Source organism: Paenibacillus amylolyticus (assembly GCF_050990605.1).
GTDB lineage: Bacteria > Bacillota > Bacilli > Paenibacillales > Paenibacillaceae > Paenibacillus > Paenibacillus amylolyticus_H.
Genome location: NZ_CP158832.1, coordinates 6,442,504 through 6,464,922, shown reverse-complemented (window position 1 = coordinate 6,464,922; position 22,419 = coordinate 6,442,504). Strand labels below are relative to the sequence as shown.

General features: G+C 46.6%; 19 protein-coding genes. 17 read left to right on the top strand and 2 right to left on the bottom strand.

From position 1 onward, the window contains the following. Positions 1-120 precede the first annotated feature (120 nt). From ABTV53_RS28485 to ABTV53_RS28455, 7 genes are all read left to right on the top strand, one after another. A complete protein-coding gene (locus tag ABTV53_RS28485) occupies positions 121-2,229 on the top strand; it encodes a TerD family protein (protein WP_433749077.1) in 2,109 nt (702 codons plus the stop codon). 167 nt (positions 2,230-2,396) lie between these two features. Continuing rightward, positions 2,397-3,269, top strand: a complete 873-nt coding sequence (locus ABTV53_RS28480) for an AraC family transcriptional regulator (RefSeq protein ID WP_433749074.1) — start codon at positions 2,397-2,399, stop codon at positions 3,267-3,269. A gap of 348 nt (positions 3,270-3,617) precedes the next feature. After that, positions 3,618-5,243, top strand: coding sequence for a rhamnogalacturonan lyase B N-terminal domain-containing protein (locus tag ABTV53_RS28475; RefSeq protein WP_433749071.1), 1,626 nt, complete (start codon positions 3,618-3,620; stop codon positions 5,241-5,243). 166 nt (positions 5,244-5,409) lie between these two features. Then, positions 5,410-6,387 carry an SMI1/KNR4 family protein gene (locus ABTV53_RS28470; protein WP_433749068.1) on the top strand — a complete coding sequence of 326 codons (978 nt, stop codon included), beginning with the start codon at positions 5,410-5,412 and terminating at the stop codon, positions 6,385-6,387. Between the two features lie 341 nt (positions 6,388-6,728). Next, positions 6,729-7,463 carry an SDR family NAD(P)-dependent oxidoreductase gene (locus ABTV53_RS28465; RefSeq protein WP_433749065.1) on the top strand — a complete coding sequence of 245 codons (735 nt, stop codon included), beginning with the start codon at positions 6,729-6,731 and terminating at the stop codon, positions 7,461-7,463. 67 nt (positions 7,464-7,530) lie between these two features. After that, a complete protein-coding gene (locus tag ABTV53_RS28460; protein ID WP_433749062.1) occupies positions 7,531-7,950 on the top strand; it encodes a MarR family winged helix-turn-helix transcriptional regulator in 420 nt (139 codons plus the stop codon). Between the two features lie 31 nt (positions 7,951-7,981). Further along, positions 7,982-8,356 (top strand): winged helix-turn-helix transcriptional regulator, encoded by a 375-nt coding sequence (locus ABTV53_RS28455; RefSeq protein WP_433749059.1) that lies wholly within the window; start codon positions 7,982-7,984, stop codon positions 8,354-8,356. 65 nt (positions 8,357-8,421) lie between these two features. Here ABTV53_RS28455 and ABTV53_RS28450 read toward each other — a convergent pair whose 3' ends face one another. After that, the gene (locus ABTV53_RS28450) at positions 8,422-9,492 is read right to left on the bottom strand and encodes an SDR family oxidoreductase (protein WP_433749056.1); all 1,071 of its coding nucleotides are present in this window, start codon (positions 9,490-9,492) and stop codon (positions 8,422-8,424) included. 199 nt (positions 9,493-9,691) lie between these two features. After that, positions 9,692-10,189: a DinB family protein gene (locus ABTV53_RS28445; RefSeq protein ID WP_433749053.1), complete on the bottom strand. Its 498-nt coding sequence runs from the start codon at positions 10,187-10,189 to the stop codon at positions 9,692-9,694. Positions 10,190-10,384: 195 nt separating this feature from the next. On the opposite strand from ABTV53_RS28445, the gene ABTV53_RS28440 reads away from it, so the two are divergent. The 10 genes from ABTV53_RS28440 (at position 10,385) to ABTV53_RS28395 (ending at position 22,236) form a co-directional block, all read left to right on the top strand. Then, positions 10,385-11,086 carry a dihydroorotate dehydrogenase electron transfer subunit gene (locus tag ABTV53_RS28440; RefSeq protein WP_433749050.1) on the top strand — a complete coding sequence of 234 codons (702 nt, stop codon included), beginning with the start codon at positions 10,385-10,387 and terminating at the stop codon, positions 11,084-11,086. Next, a complete protein-coding gene (locus ABTV53_RS28435) occupies positions 11,067-11,999 on the top strand; it encodes a dihydroorotate dehydrogenase (protein ID WP_433749047.1) in 933 nt (310 codons plus the stop codon). Before ABTV53_RS28440 ends, ABTV53_RS28435 begins: the two co-directional genes overlap by 20 nt. Positions 12,000-12,226: 227 nt before the next feature. Further along, positions 12,227-13,384, top strand: coding sequence for a response regulator (locus tag ABTV53_RS28430; protein WP_433749044.1), 1,158 nt, complete (start codon positions 12,227-12,229; stop codon positions 13,382-13,384). Between the two features lie 84 nt (positions 13,385-13,468). Continuing rightward, positions 13,469-16,525, top strand: coding sequence for a hybrid sensor histidine kinase/response regulator (locus ABTV53_RS28425; protein ID WP_433749041.1), 3,057 nt, complete (start codon positions 13,469-13,471; stop codon positions 16,523-16,525). Between the two features lie 168 nt (positions 16,526-16,693). Then, a complete protein-coding gene (locus tag ABTV53_RS28420; protein WP_433749038.1) occupies positions 16,694-18,013 on the top strand; it encodes an ATP-binding protein in 1,320 nt (439 codons plus the stop codon). Beyond that, on the top strand, positions 17,985-18,875 hold the full coding sequence (locus ABTV53_RS28415; protein ID WP_433749036.1) for a response regulator: 891 nt from the start codon (positions 17,985-17,987) through the stop codon (positions 18,873-18,875). The genes ABTV53_RS28420 and ABTV53_RS28415 overlap by 29 nt, the downstream gene beginning before the upstream one ends. Before the next feature lie 314 nt (positions 18,876-19,189). Then, complete coding sequence (locus tag ABTV53_RS28410) at positions 19,190-19,987, top strand: transporter substrate-binding domain-containing protein (RefSeq protein ID WP_433749033.1); 798 nt, start codon at positions 19,190-19,192, stop codon at positions 19,985-19,987. A 17-nt stretch (positions 19,988-20,004) separates the two neighbouring features. Further along, positions 20,005-20,661, top strand: coding sequence for an amino acid ABC transporter permease (locus ABTV53_RS28405; RefSeq protein ID WP_433749030.1), 657 nt, complete (start codon positions 20,005-20,007; stop codon positions 20,659-20,661). Beyond that, positions 20,658-21,380, top strand: coding sequence for an amino acid ABC transporter ATP-binding protein (locus ABTV53_RS28400; RefSeq protein ID WP_433749027.1), 723 nt, complete (start codon positions 20,658-20,660; stop codon positions 21,378-21,380). Before ABTV53_RS28405 ends, ABTV53_RS28400 begins: the two co-directional genes overlap by 4 nt. 295 nt (positions 21,381-21,675) lie before the next feature. Then, the gene (locus tag ABTV53_RS28395; RefSeq protein ID WP_433749024.1) at positions 21,676-22,236 is read left to right on the top strand and encodes a hypothetical protein; all 561 of its coding nucleotides are present in this window, start codon (positions 21,676-21,678) and stop codon (positions 22,234-22,236) included. Positions 22,237-22,419 lie beyond the last annotated feature (183 nt).

Here is a 22,419-nt window from a genome sequence, read left to right as displayed (position 1 = left end):
GGTCGCAGCTCTCCTGAAGATTTCATTATCAGAGAGGAGGCGTCCAGGCTATCACATTCCTTCCTTCTAACCCTAACCTTCATGTTATATAGGGATGTGGCTTTCCTGGACTCTTTTATCATGAACAATACGATCTATTTGCGCAGAGCGAACAAACTCTTCATTGAAACTAATGAAGGGAAGCAACAGTTGCCGAAGACATACCTGGCGACTGCCCTTAAAAATATTGAAGCACTCGGATACACTTTCTCGGATGAGTTAATGCAGGCGATGCGGCAGCTGTCCAAGGAACAATTTGAAGCAGTATATCATCAACTTGTGGCTGATCTGAGAGTCATGGTCGGCGCACATGTGAAATACACACCGATGTATGCAGGATTCCCGATGCAGGTGATGCAAGCGGAAGAAGCGGAGTTATACCTTAATGCAATGATTCATTATCTTACCAACTTAACTGTGGTTTATACGGATCAACCATCTGTGGAGAGAATGCCTTTGCTGGAGAAGACGGACTTGAAAGTCATTGGTTTGGGAAACAAACAAGCATTCCAGACACTCATCCGCCAGATCATTGAAGCGAAAGGTTCCATCTCGGAAACGGACAAGAAAGATGTTGATACCGTGTTGGAGCATGCAGGCCCGGAAGAAGTGGATGCGATTCTACCCGCCGAGATTCCGTTCAAAGAAAATGTAGGCTTCGTGGTCGCCTCGCTGCTGAAGCATGAAAAGGCGAACATCGACCGGATCAGTCCGTATTTCAAAACGGCAAGTGATGTTCTGCGTCTGGCTGTTGCCTGGTCCGACGGTGATGTCAGCCTCGCTGCGGCTTCTCCCTTCCGCAAATTCAAACGCCGTGAGAGACGCCTTTTGCTCGGATTATTGGAGCAATGTGGCTCCATCACGGAGGATATGCTTCGATATAAGGATCGCTGGATTCGCCTTGGCGAAATTCTGCATCCTTCGGAATATAAGCTTCGGTATTCACGATGCGAAAAAGCCTTTGATATTTTGCGTAATAATAAGCCTTATTCGACCTTCAACGGAAGTGTGGAACTTGCCTTCCAATATCGGAATGTCTGGAGCCTGATTGATCTGTTGTCGCAGCGTCCAGGTGAGTTCGCAAGAAAACTGGATCACTTGCTGCGGATGACCGAAGATGAAGTGTATGTACTGCTGGCCTTTGGTGAAGTGGCTGCACAGGTATCCACACCCGTGTTATTGCAGGTGAGACAGCATTTTGCACAGCGGAATGAAGCCTCGGATTTGCGGGTCTTTTTTCCAAAAGGCAATGTTGCGAAGGCTTTTGGTATCCCGAATGAGCTGCCGGAGCTTGACGAGGCGGTCTGCCAGGAAGTGGTGCAATTGTGCGAGCAGGCCTTGATTACACGGTTTGCTGACTTTCCAGCACTCGGAAAGACGTATATCGATGAACGTCTCCAACACTATCTGGTTCCTTTTTCACAACGATCCGCGAGCAAAGCTCTGCGAACCATTGTGCGTGGAAGCCGCATCCCGATGGGTGAAGGAGATACGATACGTTTCTTCAGCTGGTGGAAGGAGGGCAAGGTGGACGGCACACCTACGGGGCGTGTGGATATTGACCTGTCAGCGGTCATGTATGATGAGAATTGGAATTACGTTGAACATATCTCCTACACCAATCTGCGATCCGTCAAATACAAAGCGGCCCATAGCGGGGATATTGTGACTGCACCTCATGGTGCCAGTGAATTTATCGATCTGCATATGCCCTCAATTGTGAATTATGGCGGACGTTATGTGGTGACGACACTGCACTCCTTCACGAGCCATCCGTACTGTAATTTGCCGGAATGTTTTGCAGGCTGGATGATGCGCAAGAAGCCCGGTTCAGGCGAAATCTATGAGCCATCCACGGTGGAGAACAAGATCGATATCACTGCAGACACCCAGATTGTCATTCCGGTTATTCTCGATTTGGTCGAGCGAACAATCATCTGGACGGATCTGGCGCTGACCAGATATCCGGACTACCACAATAATGTCGAGGGTAATCAGAAGGGCATTGTGCTGATGGGCAAGGCGATGACCACCTTACGTAAACCTGACCTGTATGACTTGTTCATGCTGCACGCCAAAGCGAGAGGTGAGCTGGTGGACACGAAGGATCAGGCCGATACCATCTATGCGGTCGATGAAGGTGTGACGCCATATGATATCGAGCAGATTATGGCGGAGTATCTTGCCTGACCTGTTTGACTTGAAACTGGCGATATGTGTGTATCAACATTAAAAAAGAGTAGCTGATGCTGCTCTTTTTTCTGGTATGGGTGCACAGAGCCTACAGAACGGTGCAGGTAATGTCGGATGCAAAGAGAAAGACTTTGTTAAGCTTAAATTAACGTGGGAGGCATGATATGGATATGCTGAGAAGGTTAAATGAAGCCTTGAATTACCTGGAGGAGCATCTGATGGACGTCGTGGATATGAAAGAGATTTCCCGAATTGCCTGCTGCTCGGAGTATCATTTTACACGTATGTTCTCTTTTCTCAGTGGTGTAACGCTCTCGGAATATATTCGGCGTCGCCGCTTGACGCTTGCGGCTATGGAGTTAAGTCAGAGTGACTGCAAAATCATTGATATTGCGCTGAAATACGGGTATACATCGCCAGATTCGTTCGCTAGAGCATTTCAAAGCTTGCATGGCACTACGCCCTCCGAAGCGCGGAACCATGGTCCATCTCTTAAAGCCTTCCCGCGGATGACATTTCAACTGACCATTCAAGGAGGAAACGAAATGAACTACCGTATTGAAGACAAAGAGGCTTTTCGAATCGTGGGTATTAGTAAAAGGGTGCCGATCGTATTCAATGGGGTGAATCCGGAGATCGCTGCGATGTACCAGAGTCTCACACCGGATTTAATTGATACATTTAAGGGAGCATCGAACGTCCAGCCTTTGGGCTTAATTAGTGCTTCGGCCCATTTCAGTGAGGGGCGTATGGCGGAACAGGGAGAACTGGATCATTACATTGGCGCAGCTACGACCAAAGAAACGCCTGAAGGTCTGACACAGCTTGAGGTTCCTGCTTCGACGTGGGCCGTATTTACGGTCGTGGGTCCTTTTCCTGACACGCTTCAGGAGGTCTGGGGCAGGATCTACGCAGAGTGGTTTCCTTCATCGGATTATGAGCTGAGTGAGGGGCCAGAAATACTATGGAATGAGCACAAGGATGTTACTGTTGAGCAATACAGAAGTGAGATATGGATACCTATTCGGAAGAGATAATAGCATTTCTTGTACAATATCTAAAGCGCAGCTTTTGAAGCTGCGTGTTTTGTATTCAGAAATTGCTAGCGGAAATACGATTCATTTCCATTGCGAATATATGTAATATAATGGTATTATTTTATTGGAATTGTAAGAATTCTTGTATGTAGAAGAGGGATTTAAGAAGGGGGTGGCGAGATCAGGTTACATAAAGAGGCGACTCTACTCTACATGCACCGAGACATAACATTATTTCATGGATGATGGACATGCCCGCATAGCAGATATATCGATGTGAGACGGAAGTGTCAGTTGTTATACATCATAATGTAAGCGCTTTATTAAAATACAAGGAGGGATTTACTCATGACCCAACGTACAGTGAGAAAGGCGCTTGGTATCTTTTTGATTGTCGTTATGATCGCAACAGTTGCTGTATTCCCTGCATCTACGGGACACGCAGCAACGATATTTGTTACCGATAATGGCTCCCGAATTGAAGTAAATACCGGTTCAGGATTAGTCTACGTGGTGAACAAAACCAACGGGGATATCATATCAGCCAAAATGAACGGTACGGAACTGAACAGCAATAGGGGATCGCACATCGGGTCAGGTTTGGGTTCATCCGCCAATGTGACTTGGAACACCTCTCCTTCTGGATCGACCGTGTTAATCACGGTATCTACAAGCACGCTAACTCACTATTATGCTTCGCGTGGTGGCGAGAACATCATATACATGGCAACGCATATCACGGCTCAACCTTCGATTGGAGAGTTACGGTACATTTTCCGCGGTAATGGTAGTGTGTTGACAGGTGTTCCGGCGAATTCCAACAACAGGGGTAACACTGGAGCGATTGAAAGTCAGGATGTGTTCGGGTTTGCCAATGGACAGTCGGCCTCCAAATATTATGGTAATGATCAGGCCAAAGACTTATCCGTTCGTGGAGTGACGGGGAATGGCGTCGGTGTATTTATGGCCTACGGCAATCGGGAAAAAAGCTCTGGCGGCCCATTCTTCCGTGACATCCAGTTCCAAAGTGGAACAGAGACGGAAGTTTATAATTATATGAACTCGGGACATGCACAGACGGAAAATTGGCGCCTGGGTCTGCACGGGCCATACGCTCTGATCTTCACCACAGGGGGTACGCCAAGTGTACCTGATTTCAGTTGGATGTCTGGTCTGAATCTGCAGGGCTGGGCATCCAGTCGGGGGAACGTGGTGCTTAATGGTCTCTCAGGGATGGATACGGGGTACGCGTACACGATTGGGTTCGCCAATAGCAATGCTCAGTATTGGGTGGGTACCTCTTCAAGTGGGGCAGCCGCCAAATATAGCATGATTCCAGGGACATACACCATGACAGCCTATAAGGGAGAACTGGCGGTATATACAGAAACGGTTAATGTTACGGCAGGCCAAACGACGACGTTGAATACACGTACGATCAACAATGATCCGAGTCAAGCCTCCAGCATCTGGCGAATCGGTAACTGGGATGGTACACCACGGGAGTTCTTGAATGGACAGACCATTCCGATCCGTCACCCGTCCGATAGTCGTAATCCAAGCTGGGGGCCTGTCACCTATGCTACGGGCAGCGCGACCAATCGATTCCCGGCCATCCAATTCCGTGGTCAGAATTCACCAACCACAATAACGTTTAACTTGAATGCATCTCAAGCTGCATCTTCCCATATGCTCAACATCGGGATTACCGCAGCCTATAATAATGGCAGACCTAGCGTAACGGTTAATGGGAATGCATTAACCAACCCTGCCGCTTCTTCACAGCCCAATTCTCGTAGCTTCACGATTGGTACCTATCGTGGTAACAACACAACGTTTAGCTGGAATGTCCCAGCATCTTACTTCGTGAATGGTTCCAATACTATCACCATTACACCGATCAGTGGTTCCAGTGATCTGGGGAACTGGTTAAGTGCAGGTTGGGTTTACGATTGTGTGGAGTTGCTGAATTGAGTTAAGAATTCAATGTAATGAAGTGGAATATAGGAGGTAGCCTGCCTGGTTTTCTTAACCGGGTTCAGGTTACCTTTTTTAGCTTGCTTTGGTGGAGAAGGTGATCCGGATAGTGGTATAATTTTCAATACGTAATCATGAGTGAATGAACGGGGAGGAAGAAGAAATGAGAGACGATCTGTTGGTTCAATTGCAGGAGTGGCATGAAGAAGATGAATTTCAGGAAATTGTAGATTCAATTCAAGCGATTCCTGTGGAAGAAAGGGATTATGAGCTGGTTAACCATCTGGGACGAGCGTTGAATAACCTGGAACGGTACGACGAAGCGGTTGAGCAATTCCTGACGGTTGCTGAAGAGGGTACAGGTGACCCACTCTGGCATTATCGGATTGGACTGGCTTATTACTATCTGGAGCAGTATGCGCATGCACAGCAAGCGTTCGAAAGAGCGGATGAATTGGAGCCTGAGGATGAAGATACGCTGGAGTTTCTGGAGTGGATTCGAAGTAAAGTGGAGGGGGAACCCTCAAAGGAACTCTTAGAAGAATCCGTAGATGGATCGGTGAGTACCGACAAATCTGTCTCTGAAGTCTCAACCGGACCTGTTCGTGTTAGCCATCTGGAACCAACAGGTTTTTGGAATGACAGTGCTGAAGCTGTGGATCAATATGTGTTGGCCCCACCTACCGATGGACAGATCGAGTCAATGGAGGAGCAGTTGGTGTTCAAGCTGCCAGCATCCTATATAAACATGATGAAATTACATAATGGTGGTGTTCCCCACTATCGGTATTATCCTGTTAGCCAAGCAGAGGCTGCCAAGAAGGTCCACGTTGAGATCAAGGGAATACTGGGTATTGGACGTGAGAAAGCACATTCGTTAGGTGGTCAATCGGGTAGCCGGTACATCATCGAGCAGGGAGGGTATCCCGAAATCGGTGTTGTTGTATGTGAGTGCCCTTCCGAATCGGAGGTGGTAATGCTGGATTATCGTGAATCCGGCAATGCAGGTGAGCCCGAGGTTGTTCATGTGGACAAAAATGAAAACTACAAGATCACTTGGCTTGCGCCCAATTTTGAGACCTTTATTCAAGGTCTGGTGAATGAAGAAAATCACCCTGCAAACCTTCAAGGTGTACTGTAAGGAAGAGCTGGAGTTCCTCTTTATACAAATCGTTGAAATTGAAAAGGCTGCACCCTAGCGAAGGGAGCAGTCTTTTTGCTGTCGGGTTAGTGGTATACACGGCCATGTTGCCGAGCTATGCATATGTCAAAGAATGAAAATAGATGAATGAGATCTGTTATATAAATCCAAAATAAGGATATACGGGTATGCTCGTTGCATAAAGGAAGTTACTCTGATAATATTTAGACATGCAATAGTTAGATGTCTAAATATTATAAGGCTAAATAGCTTGGTTTCTTCGCGAAAGGAGCTTAAGCATCATGGTAAGCATGAATGACAATATGTTAGGAGTGATCCACATGGGAACATTAGATAATAAAGTAGCCATTATTACTGGCGGTGCCTCGGGAATCGGAGAGGGCATGGTAGATCTTTTTGCGCAGGAAGGCGCCATCGTCATTGCAGCAGATATTAATGAGGAAGCACTGGAGAGAGTAAGCCAAAAAGAGAATGTGTACGGAATGAAGTTGAATGTATCTTCGGATGAAGATTGGCAGGCACTGGCGAAAGTCGTGAATGAACGATTTGGGAAAATTGACATTCTGGTTAACAATGCAGGCATTTCTTCAGAGAAGCCATTTGAGGAAATCAATGCACAGGATTGGGAGAAAATGCTCTCCATTAACGGTTACGGCCCATTCGCTGGCATGAAACATGTCACTCCTTATATGGCAGCCCAGAAGAAAGGCTCCATCGTTAATATCTCATCATACACTGCTATGATTGGACAAGGCTTTAACCATTACTCGGCATCCAAAGGCGCGGTACGTGCATTATCCAAAGCCGCTGCGACCACCTTCGGACGTCAAGGTATTCGGGTGAATGCTCTTTTTCCTGGGATCATCGAAACACCAATGACCCAATCTTTGAACACATCGAAGGAACTGCTTGAACGATTAATTCAGGCAACGCCTTTGCAGCGTCTGGGTCAGGCTATCGATATTGCCAAAGCCGCGTTGTTCCTGGCGTCGGATGATTCTTCGTACATTACCGGATCTGAACTGGTGATCGATGGTGGCTACTCAGCCCAATAGCGTGTAAAATGATGACAGCCCTTAAGTTAAATGAGGGCTGTTGTTTTATTTTTTCGAGGAGGATCTAATGGAAGAACAGAACATTTTTGAGCTTATACACAACATGGATAATTTCACCAATAAATTGATCGTACAATGGAATAAATCATTCAATGAGGACCTCGGTGTCTCTCATGTGCTTGTACTCAGCCATCTTCATCAGAATGGAAAAAGCCGACCTTCGGATATTGCAAAAATGTTAGGATTCACTCCGCCTACACTCAGTTATCTATCTGACAAGATGGTAGCCAAGGAATTAGTCGTCAGAATGGTAGATGAAACGGACCGTCGCATTATTTATTTGAACATTACGGATCAAGGAGCCGAAGTCCTCGGAAGAGCAATCTTGGAGGGCCAGAAGCTGCGCAAGAAATTATTCCAGAAATTAAACGAAGAGGATCGAGCGCAATTGGTTCATATTTTTGAGAAGATGAATCGGGAAGATTGAGCAACAGAGTGGAAGGGAGACCGAAGGTGATATGGAGGAACCGCTCAAGGTATATAACACCGCCGTTGAAGCCTTTCTTGAAGTGATCGGGGGAAAGTGGAAGCCTGTTATTCTATTCCATCTTACCTTTGGCAAGAAACGTAATGGTGAGCTGATGAAATTGATCCCTGCGATCACCCAGAAAGTGTTAACTCAGCAACTTGGTGAACTAACGGAGGCGGGGGTCATTGTCCGAATTTCCCATCACCAGGTGCCGCCCAAAGTGGAGTATGAGTTAACAGCGTATGGGTGGACGCTTAAAGAGATTCTTCATCTGATGTGCAGGTGGGGCGATATACATGTGGACAATGTTTATGGTGATCGAGGAAAAATTCTGTTCAAGCCGCCAACCACTACGGACGGTTGAGGGACTTATATAAGCCGATTCTGGAATTCAGGAATCGGCTTATTCTGCATTTTATTGACTTTACATTACGGAAGGATCTTGCGATCACGTAGATTTCTGAAAATATCCATAAACATAGCCTCAGTGTCAATGAAATCATGAAATCCGAAGCGGCGAGCTTTGGAACCATCTGCGAAGAAATCGTAATCCCACGAGAAGACAAAGTCTCCAAATGCCCAGGAAGAGACATCATCATAAGGGGTGTTTACCAATCCATACTTTTCAATCATGGAATTCCAAAGATTTTCTTTATCTGCCATCACTGTTGCAAGTGAAAGGGGCAGTGGAGGTGCGGTTTCCAATTCAAAAAACGCAGCGATTTTGGGCCATAGCTCATTCCAGCGAAACAGGTCACCATTGGTGATATTAAATGCCTGATTGGCACAGCGAGGTTCGGTTGCCGCCCATACGGTTGCATGAGCCAGCAAAGTCGCATCCGTCATTTCAAGAAGCGAATGATAAGCTCCTGGTTTCCCAGGGAATCGAAGGGGCAAGCCAAGTTCCTTGGAAATAGATGCATATACGCCAATAACCATGGCAAGGTTCATTGGATTACCCAGGGCAAATCCACATACAACAGAAGGGCGCAGAGCTGACCAGGTCCAACTGCTTCCGGGTCGCCGATCCTCGAGAAACTGTTGCTGATCGACATTGAATTCTGGGGGCATATGATATGCGTCCGTTTCTTTGGCAGGTGTTTTGAAAGGACCCAGATGTGCGCCGTACACTTTGTATCCTTGCATCAAACTGATATGTTGGAGATTTGGAGCGATCGGTTCGATGGTATTCACCACATTGACGAGCATGGCCAGGTTGGGCTGTACCAACTCGGCCCAGGTCGGGCGATCCTGATACGCGGCGTAGAAAATATGCGTAACGGTCGTTAAATGACTTAGTTTGTCTTGTGTGTCTGCCTCGTTCAGTAAATCAGCTGATATATAACGTAACCCAGGGGTATCTTCCCCTCCGCGGCGAGATACACCAATGACATTCCACTCGGGAAGTGTCTTCAGATAATCAATAAGGTTTCTTCCAATGACGCCTCCAGCACCAATGACAAGTGCGGTGTAACGGATAACGGATTGTTCGGTTTTCAATGGACATGCTCCTCTCTTCTTCTGTACATATTGTGGTTCAGAAAAAGAAGGATGAGAAGTACGCACCTCTAAGTCATATACGTACTTTAAAGTAATATATGAGCCTGGAGCAGGATATGAGCGTTATAATCAGCACTTCAATGGAAGTTACTTGAGATGAGTCTGTATATTCGTTCAATAGATCTGTTGTAAATATGGTTTACGCCGGATATCCGCCGCCTGGAGGCGGCCATGCGCCGTAGAAGCGGCGAAGTAGAACAATCTCGCCCAGATGATACGAGTTGTGGGAAGCGATATTGCGCAGCAGTCCTGCCTTGGTTTCACCCGGGAAATACGGCAGTGGATCATCCAATTGTGCCGTTTCCGCAATGGCTACGGCTTGATCAATCCCATCCAGGAATGCCTGAATATCTGCCTTCCACGTGGCTTCGTCCTGTGGACCCTTCTCCTCAGGCCAGCTCTCACTCACGTTGGCAGGGAGCTGTGGCTTGCGTCCTTCCAAGTGTTCGATCATGAATTGCTGCCAATAATGCATATGCTTCACCAACTGATAGATCGTATATGGCATGGCCTCGTGCGTACGAGCAGCAAGTGTGACATCGATATCGGGTAGAGCACGAGCAATACGAATATGTCCGCGTTCCCCAACCAGTGATTTTACCAAGGCTTGTGCAAATAAATGATTTGCGTCCGACATGTCGGGTCATCCTCTCTTATAAACCGGATTGAGTATTTTATCTCATGAACATAGTATACAATTAAATTTTGCAAAATGAAAATGACCTACTGGATACCCGTGTGAATTGTCTGGAACTTTACTTAAACTATGTGAAAGTAATCACGAAAAAATGATTTCTTTTACGTTATAGTGAGTGGTTAGAGGAGGGGGTATGTGGCTATGATCATATCGAATGAAGAATTGGTTTCTGGCATATATGTGATGAAGATAGAGGGTAATTACAAAGGTCGTATGGGGCAGTTCTACATGCTGCGTAGCGGGAGGAATTACCCCCTGTTGCCCAGACCGATTAGCATCTATGATATCGGAGACGGTGGAATCACCTTTTTGTATCGTGTTGTTGGGGAAGGCACACGTCAGTTATCCCTGCTACTGCCCGGTCAGGAGCTTCAACTGGAGGGGCCTTTTGGCAATGGTTTTCCGCAGATTGAAGGAAGTCTAGCACTCATTGGCGGTGGAATGGGAACAGCTCCATTGCTTCTGGCAGCCAAGCATTACCAGGAATCACATGTGTATCTGGGATTTGCCCAGCAAGCCTTCGGAGTTGAGGCATTTGAGGTCGTGGCTTCATCTGTGCAGGTCAAGGTAGGCGGAAGTATTGTGGAGCAGGTTGATCCGGCAGGTTACACGACTATATTTGCCTGCGGTCCGACTCCAATGCTGCAGGCTCTTGCGCTCAAAACGGCGTGCACGTCTGCTCGTTTATATATTTCCACAGAGCGGCATATGGCCTGTGGCATTGGCGCCTGTCTGGGCTGCACAATGCGTACCCACGCAGGCAATCGCAGAGTGTGTAAGGAAGGTCCTGTATTCCCGGTGGAGGAGGTGCAATTTGATGCTCTCCATGGCGTGTAATATTGCTGGTGTGTCTATGAAAAATCCGATCATCATGGCTTCAGGCACGTTTGGATTCGGACGTGAATATGCGGAATATTATGATCCTGCGATATTGGGCGGCATCGCTGGCAAAGGGCTCACTCTGCATCCGAGGGCTGGAAATACAGGCTCACGGATCGATGAGACAGCATCCGGGATGCTCAATAGTGTAGGGCTTGAGAATCCGGGGGTTGCCGCCTTTTTGCAGGAGGAACTGGATGAGATGACCAAGTGGGATACGGCGGTTATTGCTAATGTAGGCGGCTCCAATCTGGATGAATACGTTCAGGCAATCGCTTTAATTACGGAAAATGCACAGAAGCGGCGCACCATGCATTGCCGGGGCGTGGATATGATCGAGTTGAATATCTCCTGTCCCAATGTGAAGCAGGGCGGACTGCAATTCGGCATTCAGACGGAGACTGCTCGAGAGGTCGTGAGGCAGGTGCGGAATGTGACAACACTTCCGCTCGTCGTCAAGCTGTCTCCCAATGCAGAGAATATTACGCAGATGGCTTACATGTGTGAGGAGGAAGGCGCGGATGGCGTCTCGTTGGTTAATACCTTTTCGGCGATGAAAATTGATATTCGTCGCCGTCGCAGCGTTTTTGCGAATACGTATGCCGGTCTTTCCGGCCCAGCCATCAAGCCGATCGCTCTGCGCATGGTGCATCAGGTGGCACAGGCAGTATCGATTCCGGTGATTGGCATGGGAGGTATTTGTTCAGTGGAGGATATTGTGGAATTTATTATGGTTGGAGCATCGGCCGTCCAGGTAGGGACGTATAATTTTGTTCATTTGCGTGCAGGAGCTGAGTTGGTGGAAGGACTTGAACAATGGATGCAGCGGGAAAAGGTATATGCATTGGATGAGATCCGGGGAGTAATATAAGTACAGGGCATATTAAATACATGCAGGCCATATGCTGTTCTCGGTAGGTATACCGGGGACAGCTTCTTTAACGTTGTCTTGAAATGAATTCCTTCTGGCTTGCATGGTGAGTTAATACACGTTGAGGAGAGAGGTGACCCTGCGAGATCGAAACGAAAGGACCGTAACTTCCATGTTATAATTATAGAAATGTACTTTAAGACATTGGGGTTAAGGAGGAAGCTCCTGTGAAAGTGATATTGGTTGACGACGAACGTCTAGCTTTGATAGGCCTTCAAAAATCACTAGAGAAGGAAGTAAGTGGTATCGATATTATCGCTACATATATGAATCCAACAGAGGCTGTGGCAGGTATTGTGGAGCACCGTCCTGATGTTGTATTTCTGGATATTCATATGCCGGAGATGGATGGTATGGATCTGGGAAGACAGATTCAGGCAGTAACACCGGGCACCGAAATTATATTTGTGACCAGTTACGATCAGTATGCAGTGCATGCTTTCGAATTACAGGCTTTGGACTATGTGATGAAGCCCATCCAAAAAGATCGATTGAAGCAGACGATGAGCCGCGTAAGAGAGAAACTGAGCGTTAAACGTGAGCAGCGGTCGAAGGATACAAACGTACCTATAATTTGCTGTTTTAATCAGATTCAGTTTAAGCTTCCAGAAAAGGATATCCAGGTTGCCAAATGGCGTACAAGCAAGGCGCAGGAGCTGTTTGCATACTTGCTTCACCACCGGAACCAGGTCATTCATCGCAGTGTTCTGCTGGAGCTTCTGTGGCCGGGAATGGAAGAGGAGAAGACGGCACACCAACTCTACACTGCGATTTATCATGTCCGCCAAACCCTGAAAACTTGCAATATGGATATGATCACGATCCAGAGTGGACACTTGGAGGCAGGCTATCGACTCGAATTGGGTGAGGCTCAGTTGGATAGTGAGCAGTGGGAACGGGAAATCAGGCAATGGAAAGTCGTAGACGCAAGTACCGTTCATGCCTATGAGCAAGCGCTTCATCTATATAAAGGTACCTACCTTGGCAATTATGAATACATGTGGGCTGAACCTGAGCGGGAAAGACTACGCTATCTGTGGCTGTATCATATGAGACAACTAAGTCTGTATTACCAGCAGCATGGGCTTGCGGAGAAAGTGATTGAGAGTACACAACGTATCCAGCATATGCTTCCGGATGAAGAAGAAAGTTATTTTATGCTAATGAAGTTATATGATGAAATGCACAACGATCTCGGTGTGGAGGAGCAGTATCGTCTCTTAACCACCAGAATGGAGCAAGATTTGGAGATACCGATCAGTGAGGACATTACCGAATGGTATCAGGACTGGAAGCTCGGTTTAACCAAAGTCATGAAAAAATAATTAATGAAATTAATTCAAACGAAACGTATGGATCGTTACAAATATTTGTTCATTATAATAATCATTTTTGGAGTGTTAATTGGCATGCGCTCGGTATGGTCTGAGCTATTCCACACAGTAGATGAGCATCGCGCCGTTAACGGGGTGCTGGATTTAAGGGGCGTGGATCTGGAACAATCTCCAGTCATGTACTTGAATGGGGAATGGGAACTTTACTCGGATGAGTTGCTGACCCAGCGAGATATTGCGAAGAGGGGTGGCGGCGCGAAGACTGTTCAGGTTCCTGGGGACTGGAGGAGTGAACAGAGTCAGGAACAGGAGGATTCGTTCGGATACGGAACGTATCGATTGCGCATTTTGACAGATCCGCTTCAGACTCCTGTTACCTTCTGGTTCAAGGGAATTCGAAGTTCATCCGAGATTGAGATGAATGGAGTCGCCGACGGGGGGATGGGTGAGGTCTCCGCGGATAGCAGTACATATATACCCAGAAGTACTTCATATACAGCGACCTACGATCAGGAAGGAACGACCTCCATTGAATTAGTGGTCCGTGTAGCCAATTACGACAGCCCGTATATGGGCGGAATTAGCAAACCTGTTCGCTTTGGTTCACAGGCAGCTGTTGATTTCTCGCGTTGGTACTCCATTGGTTTTCAGATGCTCACCTTTCTGGTTATGCTCCTCCACGGCATGTATGCCTGTATTCTTTACGCATTTAATCGACAGGAACGTTCCTTGCTGGTTGGAGCTGCATTAACTTTATCTGTTGGTATCACGGTTACGATGGGTCATGACAATATATTGATGTTATGGCTTCCAATTAATTATACCTGGGGCATTAAAATTCGATTGATCTCATTGTTGCTGCAAAATGCTTGTATCCTTCTGTTATTCCAGAGATTAACGATGGTTCATGTACGAAGGGCATGGCTACAGTGGCATGTTGTCATGACCTTGATCTATACGGCCGTGATTGTGGCGGTGCCCATTCATGTTACATATGCCATGATCCATTACAACGTCATTAACGTATTCTTTCTTGTATCCATGATCTGGTTTCTATATATCGTCGGAACGATGATCTTCAGGAAACAGGCGGACCGGGATATTGTTTTTCTGCTGCTTACTGCAGGAGGCATTACATCCAACCTGTTATGGAGTGTAGCCGAGACAGCTAAAGATGTGACAACAGTCTATTACCCTATTGACATCATCTTTGCCATTACCGGCTTCTCCGCCTATTGGTTCAAGAAATACTTCAGGAATGCCAAAGAGAATATGAAGCTGAATACAGAACTGCAGAAGGGCGACAAAATTAAAGATCAGTTCTTGGCAAATACATCACATGAACTGCGGACCCCGCTGCACGGGATCATTAATATCGCTCACAACGTGATCACCCGAGAGAAAAACCGGTTGGATGAACGGAGCCTGGAGGATATGGAGTTGCTGATTACGATCGGTCGACGGATGTCGCATCTCCTTGGTGATCTACTGGATGTAGTCCGGCTGAAGGAGCACCGCATTGTGTTACGACAGGGACCTCTTTCCATACAGTCGGTTGTGCCTGGCATTATCGCCATGCTGCAATTCATGGCAGAGCGCAAACCGGTCCGACTTCATATGGAGATACCGGAATCATTCCCATTGGTCATGGCTGATGAAGAAAGGCTCGTTCAGATTTTGTACAATCTGCTCCATAATGCACTTAAACACACAGAGGAAGGGACAATATCTGTGAGTGCCGACATTCATGAAGGACATGCTCTGATTCATGTGACCGATACAGGCATAGGCATGGATGAGGACACACGGATGCGTATTTTCCTTCCTTATGAACAAGGGACGTATGGAATAAGTGATGGACAAGGCATCGGGCTTGGACTGAACATCTGCAAAGAGCTCGTAGAACTGCACGGCGGGACACTTACGGTTCGCTCGGAACTCGGAAAGGGCTCGGTGTTCAGTTTCGATCTGCCGCTCGCGAATGAAACCACCCATCAGGCTCATTCACAGATTCCCCTGATCTGGGAACAGGCCGCGGAGATGATGGAAGATGCACCTGGCGGATTCCTGTTACCTCGTCCAGGCATGGGGGACGCGGAAGCCCTGGCGACAGCAGAGATGGCTCCGTTGTTAAAAGAGGGGAGAGCTACCATTCTGGCTGTGGATGATGATCCGGTGAATCTGGATGTGTTGGTCAGCATTCTTTCGACGGAACCATATGATATAACTACAGCAGGTTCGGGACAGGAAGCGATGGAATTGCTCGGCACACGTCAGTGGGATCTGCTCATTACGGATGTGATGATGCCCAATATGTCCGGATATGAATTAACCCAGAAGGTGCGGGAACAATTCTCCATGTCAGAGCTTCCGGTGTTATTGTTGACGGCACGAAGTCAGCCGCCAGATATCTACACGGGGTTTGCATCGGGGGCAAATGATTATGTCACGAAGCCTGTAGATGCGGTGGAACTGAAATACCGAATTCGGGCATTAACCATGTTAAATCAGTCTATCCAAGAGAGCCTGCGCATGGAGGCCGCCTATTTACAGGCTCAGATTCAGCCCCATTTTCTGTTCAATACGCTGAATTCACTTATGGTTTTAAGTGATATTGATACAGAACATATGCGGAAGCTTGGTGAAGCTTTTTCATCCTATTTACGGATCAGCTTCAACTATCTCAATACAGGGGAACTGGTGAAATTATCACACGAGCTGGAACTCGTGGAAGCCTATCTTTTCATTGAAAAAACAAGATTCGAAGATCGATTGTCGGTGGTATTAAACGTAGAGCCGGATCTTCCGTTACTTCTCCCACCGTTATCGATTCAACCCTTGATCGAAAATGCCGTAAGACACGGGTTATTAAGCCGTAATGTGGGTGGGACCGTATGCCTGTCCATCACTCGCCATGAGGGTTATACCCGTATTGAGGTGAAGGATAATGGCAAAGGCATGGAACCGGAGAAGGTTGCAGAGCTGCTACATGCTACGCCAGGTGGAAAAGGTGGAATAGGCATTGTGAATACTAACCGCAGATTGTTGCAACGGTATGGTCAGGGATTATCAATTGTAAGTGAGCCGGGTGAGGGCACGATGGTATCATTTGATATTCCGGACGAGGTATAGGGAAAAGGCCGCAGAAGTGAAGACTTCCGGCCTTTTTGTGTTGCCTGGATGTTCATTCCCTAATTTTAATTATTTCTAATGCTTCTTTCATATGTTAGTATATTTAACATTAGAAGCGCGGGTTCCGGCATTGAGCGCTAAACGTTGTTAGAGTGGGTGAAGAGATCGATGCGCAATTGGGTCAAAAATGAGAATGTGCAGATGACGGCCATTGCCTTTGCCACTGCGGTAGGGGCGCAATTCAAGATAAATCCGTTCCGGGAAGATTACTTCCGAATCGGGCTGGGGGTTAGCATCCTTTTATTTCTGCTGATGATCATGCCACACTTGTCTTATGTGAAGACAGGAATTCTGACAGGCATCGCAAGTTTTCTGTTTCAGTCGGCAGATCTCATCAATCATGTACAGACCGTGTCCATTCTGGAAAGCATGCGGGACAACCTGGGGGCAGGCGTGTATTATGTGTTCTTTGCCTATGGGCTTAGCAAATTCAAGCATCGATTCCATGAGTTGCAACCCCTTCTGCTCGGCGGGTTAATTACATGTATCGATTTTTCCTCTAATCTTGTTGAGCTGCTGCTTCGCGGAATGTTAAGCGGGACCAATATCTTTTATATGAAGGAATGGTTGTATCTGCTTGTGGTAGGCGGTCTGCGAAGTTACTTTGTGATTGGGCTCTACAACAGCTTTGCCGTGAGGCAGATGCGGCTTTTGCATGCAGAGCAGGAGAAGCGGATGGAGCAGATGTTGAGTGTGAACTCAGGTCTGTATGGCGAGGTTTTTTACTTGAAGAAAGCAATGAATACAATCGAAGGTATTACGGCAGACAGCTATGATCTATATCGAGATCTCCGGGAGCAGGACATGAATCAATACAGTCAGCGCACGCTGGGCATCGCTCAGCAGATTCATGAAGTGAAGAAGGATTCACAACGCATTCTGGCGGGTCTGCTGAAGCTGTATGATAACGAAAAAGCGGTCAACATGAGCTTGTCCGAAGTGCTGAACTTTGCGAGCAAAGCAAACCGAAAATATAGTGAAATGCTGCATAAGCAGGTCGAGATTGACATCGAGCAACAGTATGATTGTGAGTCTCCGTATTACATCCCTCTTCTAACGGTAATGAATAACCTGATTGCCAATGCGGTAGAGGCGATTGAGCATGACGGGACGATCCGAATTCGTGTGTATGAGCAGGAAGATGACGTGCATTTGGTCGTGATGGATACTGGAAAAGGTGTACCTGAAGCCAAACGGGATGTTATCTTCGAACCGGGCTATACAACGAAGTTTAATGAAGTCGGCATTGCCGCGACGGGCATAGGACTGTCCCATGTACGTGATATCGTTCAGTCATTGGCGGGACAAATTAAGGTAGAGTCGGCGCCTCCAGGAGAGACAGGGACAATATTCGCTATAGCTATTCCAAAAATGAATCTAATCAAGGGGGCCGATGTCGATGACACTTTCTATCATGATCGTGGATGATGATGTGGTGAGCCGGAGTATGCTGCATGATATCATTGAATCCTGTGGAATCGGCGAGCTTGCGGGCATGGCTGATGGCGGCATAGAAGGAGCGCGGATGATCATGGATCTGCGTCCTGATGTGGTGCTGATTGATCTGCTGATGCCGGATCAGGACGGAATTGAGACGGTGGCCAAGCTGAGGCACAACGGTTATACCGGGAAATTCATTATGATCTCTCAAGTGGAGAACAAGGAGATGGTAGGAGCGGCCTACCAGAACGGAATTGAATTTTTCATTCATAAACCAATTAATCGGGTGGAAGTGGAGCATGTGCTCAGCAAAGTGAATGAACAGTGGAAGTATGAACGCTACGTCCTGGAGATCAAGCAGTCGATGGCTCGATTGAATCTGGTGGAAGCGCCAGCTGCCCTAGGTCGTACGGTGCGAGATGCAGCACGAAGCATTCTGATGGATCTGGGGATCATCGGAGAAAGTGGAAGCAAGGATATTGTGGCTCTTATGGAGTATGCGATTGACCAGAAGCGTGGCGGGGAGTGGCCACCGCTGAAGGAGTCGTATGAAGCGGTAGCTCAGACGTACAAGTCTACGCCCAAGGACGTGGAGAAAGAGAGCAAGGCGATGGAACAACGCATCCGTAGAACGGTAATTGCCGCGTTAACAAACATGGCCTCGATTGGACTCAACGACTATAGCAACCACAAGTTTGAACATTATGCTCCCCTCTACTTCGACTTCCAGGATGTTCGAATGAAGATGAGAGCGATGGAAGAAGATCAGGCAGGCGACAAAGGCAAGGTTAATATCAAAAAGTTTCTGCATGTGTTCTATATGGAGACGATCGAAAAGATGAATAACTGAATAACTGAGATATTGTATCTCTTAACCAAAAGCCGAATTCCCGGAAGCAACAGTTCATGGGTGTTCGGTTTTTTGTGTTTCCACACTATTATTTGTCATATAACCTTACATAAATTAATCGAAACGGATGTTTTATTAGCATTTCATGCCCTTTTATCGATCGAAAATCATTATATGTTAATTTAATTTTCATCAGTTGTAATTATTTTGTGTAGGATCATGTAAGTTTACGTAGGGAGCGAACTACAATACGTACATAAATACAAATGGTCGATTCGGTCGATCCCAATCTAATTCGGAAAAGGGGTTTTTCTATGAAAAAGGTAGCATCCATTGTAATGGCGTCCGTTCTTGCTCTAACACTTAGTGCCTGCGGTGCAGCGAAATCGGGTGAAGAGAATAGTGCCCAGTCGGCAAGTGGTTCAGCTGTTGAGAAATACACATTTGGTACCGATGCAACGTATCCCCCTTTTGAGTTCCAGAAGGACGGCAAATATGTAGGGATCGATATTGACCTCATGAACGCGATTGCGGAAGAAGAGGGCTTTGAAGTAGAGATCAAACCGATGGACTTCAAAGGCATCATTCCTGCCATTACAGCGAATCAGCTGGACGGAGCCATTGCAGGCATTAGCATTACAGACGAACGTAAAAAAGTTGTGGACTTCTCGGACCCGTATTATCAGGCCGGTCTGTCCTTGATTGTACATGAAGATAACGCGGACATCCAAAGTCCTCAAGATTTAAAAGGAAAAACGATTGCAATTAAAAAAGGAACCTCAGGTGCCAATCTTGCAGATGAATATGCAAAAACCTATGGGGCAACCGTGAAATATTTTGATGACAGCCCATCGATGTATCAGGAAGTCGCGAACAAAAACGCAGATGCTACGCTGGAGGATTTCCCGGTCATCTCCTATAAGATCGCCATCGACCCGAACGCCAAGCTCCAAATCGTTGGAGATCGATTGAACGGTGACTTCTATGGTATTGCTGTTGCCAAAGGTGATGCCGAGTTGCAGAAGAAGATTAATGATGGATTGAAGAAATTGCAGGGAAACGGAAAGTACGACGAGATTGTCAGCAAGTACCTGGGTGAAGCGGCTAAATAGAAGGGAATGTGGTACGGATGGACTCCTCCTTGCAAGTCATAATAGACGCACTGCCTCTTCTGTTAGAGGGAACAGCGGTTACGTTGAAACTAGTCGTGATCTCACTCATCATTGCGATGGTGATCGGATTGATCTCGGGTCTGATGAGTACTTCCTTGAATCGATTGTTGCGGCTGGTAGCTACCCTTTACGTGGATATCATCCGTGGTACACCCCTTCTGGTGCAGGTATATTTCATTTACTTCGGGCTGCCTGTGTTCCTGGATATGCGCATTCCGGCGATGACCGCGGGTATTATTGCAATTAGTCTGAATGCTGGAGCCTACATCTCGGAGATCTTCCGAGCGGGTATCAATTCGATTAGCAACGGGCAGCATGAAGCAGCGCGATCCCTGGGCTTAACTCGTTTTCAGACGATGCGACTGGTCGTGTTGCCTCAAGCAACCCGGCGCATGATCCCTACCTTTGTGAACCAGTTCATTATTACGATTAAGGATACATCGCTGTTGTCGGCGATCGGTATCGCAGAATTAACGCAGAGCGGGGAGATTATTATTTCCTCCAACTTCCGGGCATTCGAAATCTGGGGTGTGGTGGGCATATTCTATCTGATCATTATTGTGTTATTGTCCCGGGCTTCCCGGTTCATTGAGAGGAGGTATGCGATCCGATGATTATCGTAGAGAATCTGAAAAAGAAATTTGGTACCAATGAGGTATTGAAGGATATCTCCACAACGATTCAGGAGAAAGAAGTCGTATGTGTCATCGGACCTTCCGGGTCAGGTAAAAGTACGTTTTTACGCTGTCTCAATCTGCTGGAGGGTGTGACATCTGGCAAGGTGACGATCGGCGGTGTCGAGGTGACTTCGCCCAAGACGGATATCGATCAGCTGCGAACCAATGTGGGCATGGTGTTCCAGCAGTTCAACCTGTTCCCGCATCTGACTGTGTTGGAGAATATCATGCTCGCGCCGAAGCGTATCAAGAAACTGAATAAGGCCGAGAATGAGAAAAAGTCAATGGAACTGCTCGGTAAGGTCGGGCTGTCTCAGAAGAGGGATGCTTATCCCGAGCAGTTGTCAGGTGGCCAACAACAGCGTGTAGCCATCGCACGTGCACTCGCCATGAACCCCAGTGTGATGTTGTTCGATGAACCTACGTCTGCATTGGACCCGGAGATGGTTGGAGAAGTACTGCAAGTCATGAAGGACCTCGCTCATGAGGGGATTACGATGATTGTGGTTACGCATGAGATGGGCTTCGCCCGTGAAGTGGCGGACAGAGTGATCTTTATGGACGGCGGATATATTGTAGAAGAAGGCACGCCTGAAGAACTCTTTCAGAATACCCGGCATGAGCGGACCAAGGCGTTTCTGGGTAAGGTTTTATAACGTTGCAAAGACGAAATCCCTTACGGCAGACCGTGCATATAGGACATCGGTTATGATGGACTTATGTGTGGCTAGCCGTGGGGGATTTTTTTATATTTCTCAATGATTTTTGCGGTAGGTCCAACCTTCGATAATATGGAGGCGTCTTGATAAGCAGGAATGAAAGAAAAATTAGACAGAAATAATAATTTGATACAATTTTTTTGATATAATAATATGAGAACTGTCCCTATCTTTACTGATGATAGGGACAATTTTCATTATGTTAAACATTGACTAAAAGGGGAGTGGAATATTGAAGAATTTAATGTTTATTGCCTTATGTCTAACGCTGTCCATTTTATTTACTGCTTGTAGTGGTGATGACAAACTCACAACTAACGCCATTGCCAATTCAAAGGAAATTGAAATGAAGGCGAACAATAAAGAAATTACTCCTACTGTTATAATGAAAAAATTGAAGGAAACGGATTACGGAGATATGGATTCTTTCCAATCTATTATGGGAAATCCGGATTCAAATGTTCCCTATGTCAAAATAGGAGAGACCATTTCGGTAAAGTTTAATGATCAGGAATCCGCGCCAGATTCATATGAGTTGGTTGATTATGTTTTGTCAGAGGAAGGGACAATGAAATATAAGCAGTCAGATATAACGAAGATGAATATAGACTTCGATAATGAGACGGCCTCTTTTGTTCTTACAGAGAATGTGCTGACTTATGCGAGTTCCGACAGTAAGGATTACGAGTCAGGTGCTGTTTTGAGAGGAATGAGGTTGCTATGCAAGTGGAAAGATACTACTCAAGAAATGGCTTTTGTTATCAGAACGGATGCCACTCAAAATGAAGGATGAGCCGAATAAACTTCCTATCACGAAATATTAAATGCTCCTATTTAGTAGTAGGTCTTTTTGGTTAAGGTTTTATAACGTTGTAAGACGAAATCCCTTACGGCAGACCAGGCATATAGGACATCGGTAGGTCCACAAAGTATAGCCAACTTATATTCCGAATTATAATCTGAGCCAAACGTAGGA

Bases quoted from the DNA above. Each gene is read 5' to 3' on its own strand.
- ABTV53_RS28485 (WP_433749077.1), top strand. From the start codon at position 121: ATGAACAATACGATCTATTTGCGCAGAGCGAACAAACTCTTCATTGAA.
- ABTV53_RS28480 (WP_433749074.1), top strand. From the start codon at position 2,397: ATGGATATGCTGAGAAGGTTAAATGAAGCCTTGAATTACCTGGAGGAG.
- ABTV53_RS28475 (WP_433749071.1), top strand. From the start codon at position 3,618: ATGACCCAACGTACAGTGAGAAAGGCGCTTGGTATCTTTTTGATTGTC.
- ABTV53_RS28470 (WP_433749068.1), top strand. From the start codon at position 5,410: ATGAGAGACGATCTGTTGGTTCAATTGCAGGAGTGGCATGAAGAAGAT.
- ABTV53_RS28465 (WP_433749065.1), top strand. From the start codon at position 6,729: ATGGGAACATTAGATAATAAAGTAGCCATTATTACTGGCGGTGCCTCG.
- ABTV53_RS28460 (WP_433749062.1), top strand. From the start codon at position 7,531: ATGGAAGAACAGAACATTTTTGAGCTTATACACAACATGGATAATTTC.
- ABTV53_RS28455 (WP_433749059.1), top strand. From the start codon at position 7,982: ATGGAGGAACCGCTCAAGGTATATAACACCGCCGTTGAAGCCTTTCTT.
- ABTV53_RS28445 (WP_433749053.1), bottom strand. From the start codon at position 10,189: ATGTCGGACGCAAATCATTTATTTGCACAAGCCTTGGTAAAATCACTG.
- ABTV53_RS28435 (WP_433749047.1), top strand. From the start codon at position 11,067: ATGCTCTCCATGGCGTGTAATATTGCTGGTGTGTCTATGAAAAATCCG.
- ABTV53_RS28425 (WP_433749041.1), top strand. From the start codon at position 13,469: ATGCGCTCGGTATGGTCTGAGCTATTCCACACAGTAGATGAGCATCGC.
- ABTV53_RS28420 (WP_433749038.1), top strand. From the start codon at position 16,694: ATGCGCAATTGGGTCAAAAATGAGAATGTGCAGATGACGGCCATTGCC.
- ABTV53_RS28415 (WP_433749036.1), top strand. From the start codon at position 17,985: ATGACACTTTCTATCATGATCGTGGATGATGATGTGGTGAGCCGGAGT.
- ABTV53_RS28410 (WP_433749033.1), top strand. From the start codon at position 19,190: ATGAAAAAGGTAGCATCCATTGTAATGGCGTCCGTTCTTGCTCTAACA.
- ABTV53_RS28405 (WP_433749030.1), top strand. From the start codon at position 20,005: ATGGACTCCTCCTTGCAAGTCATAATAGACGCACTGCCTCTTCTGTTA.
- ABTV53_RS28400 (WP_433749027.1), top strand. From the start codon at position 20,658: ATGATTATCGTAGAGAATCTGAAAAAGAAATTTGGTACCAATGAGGTA.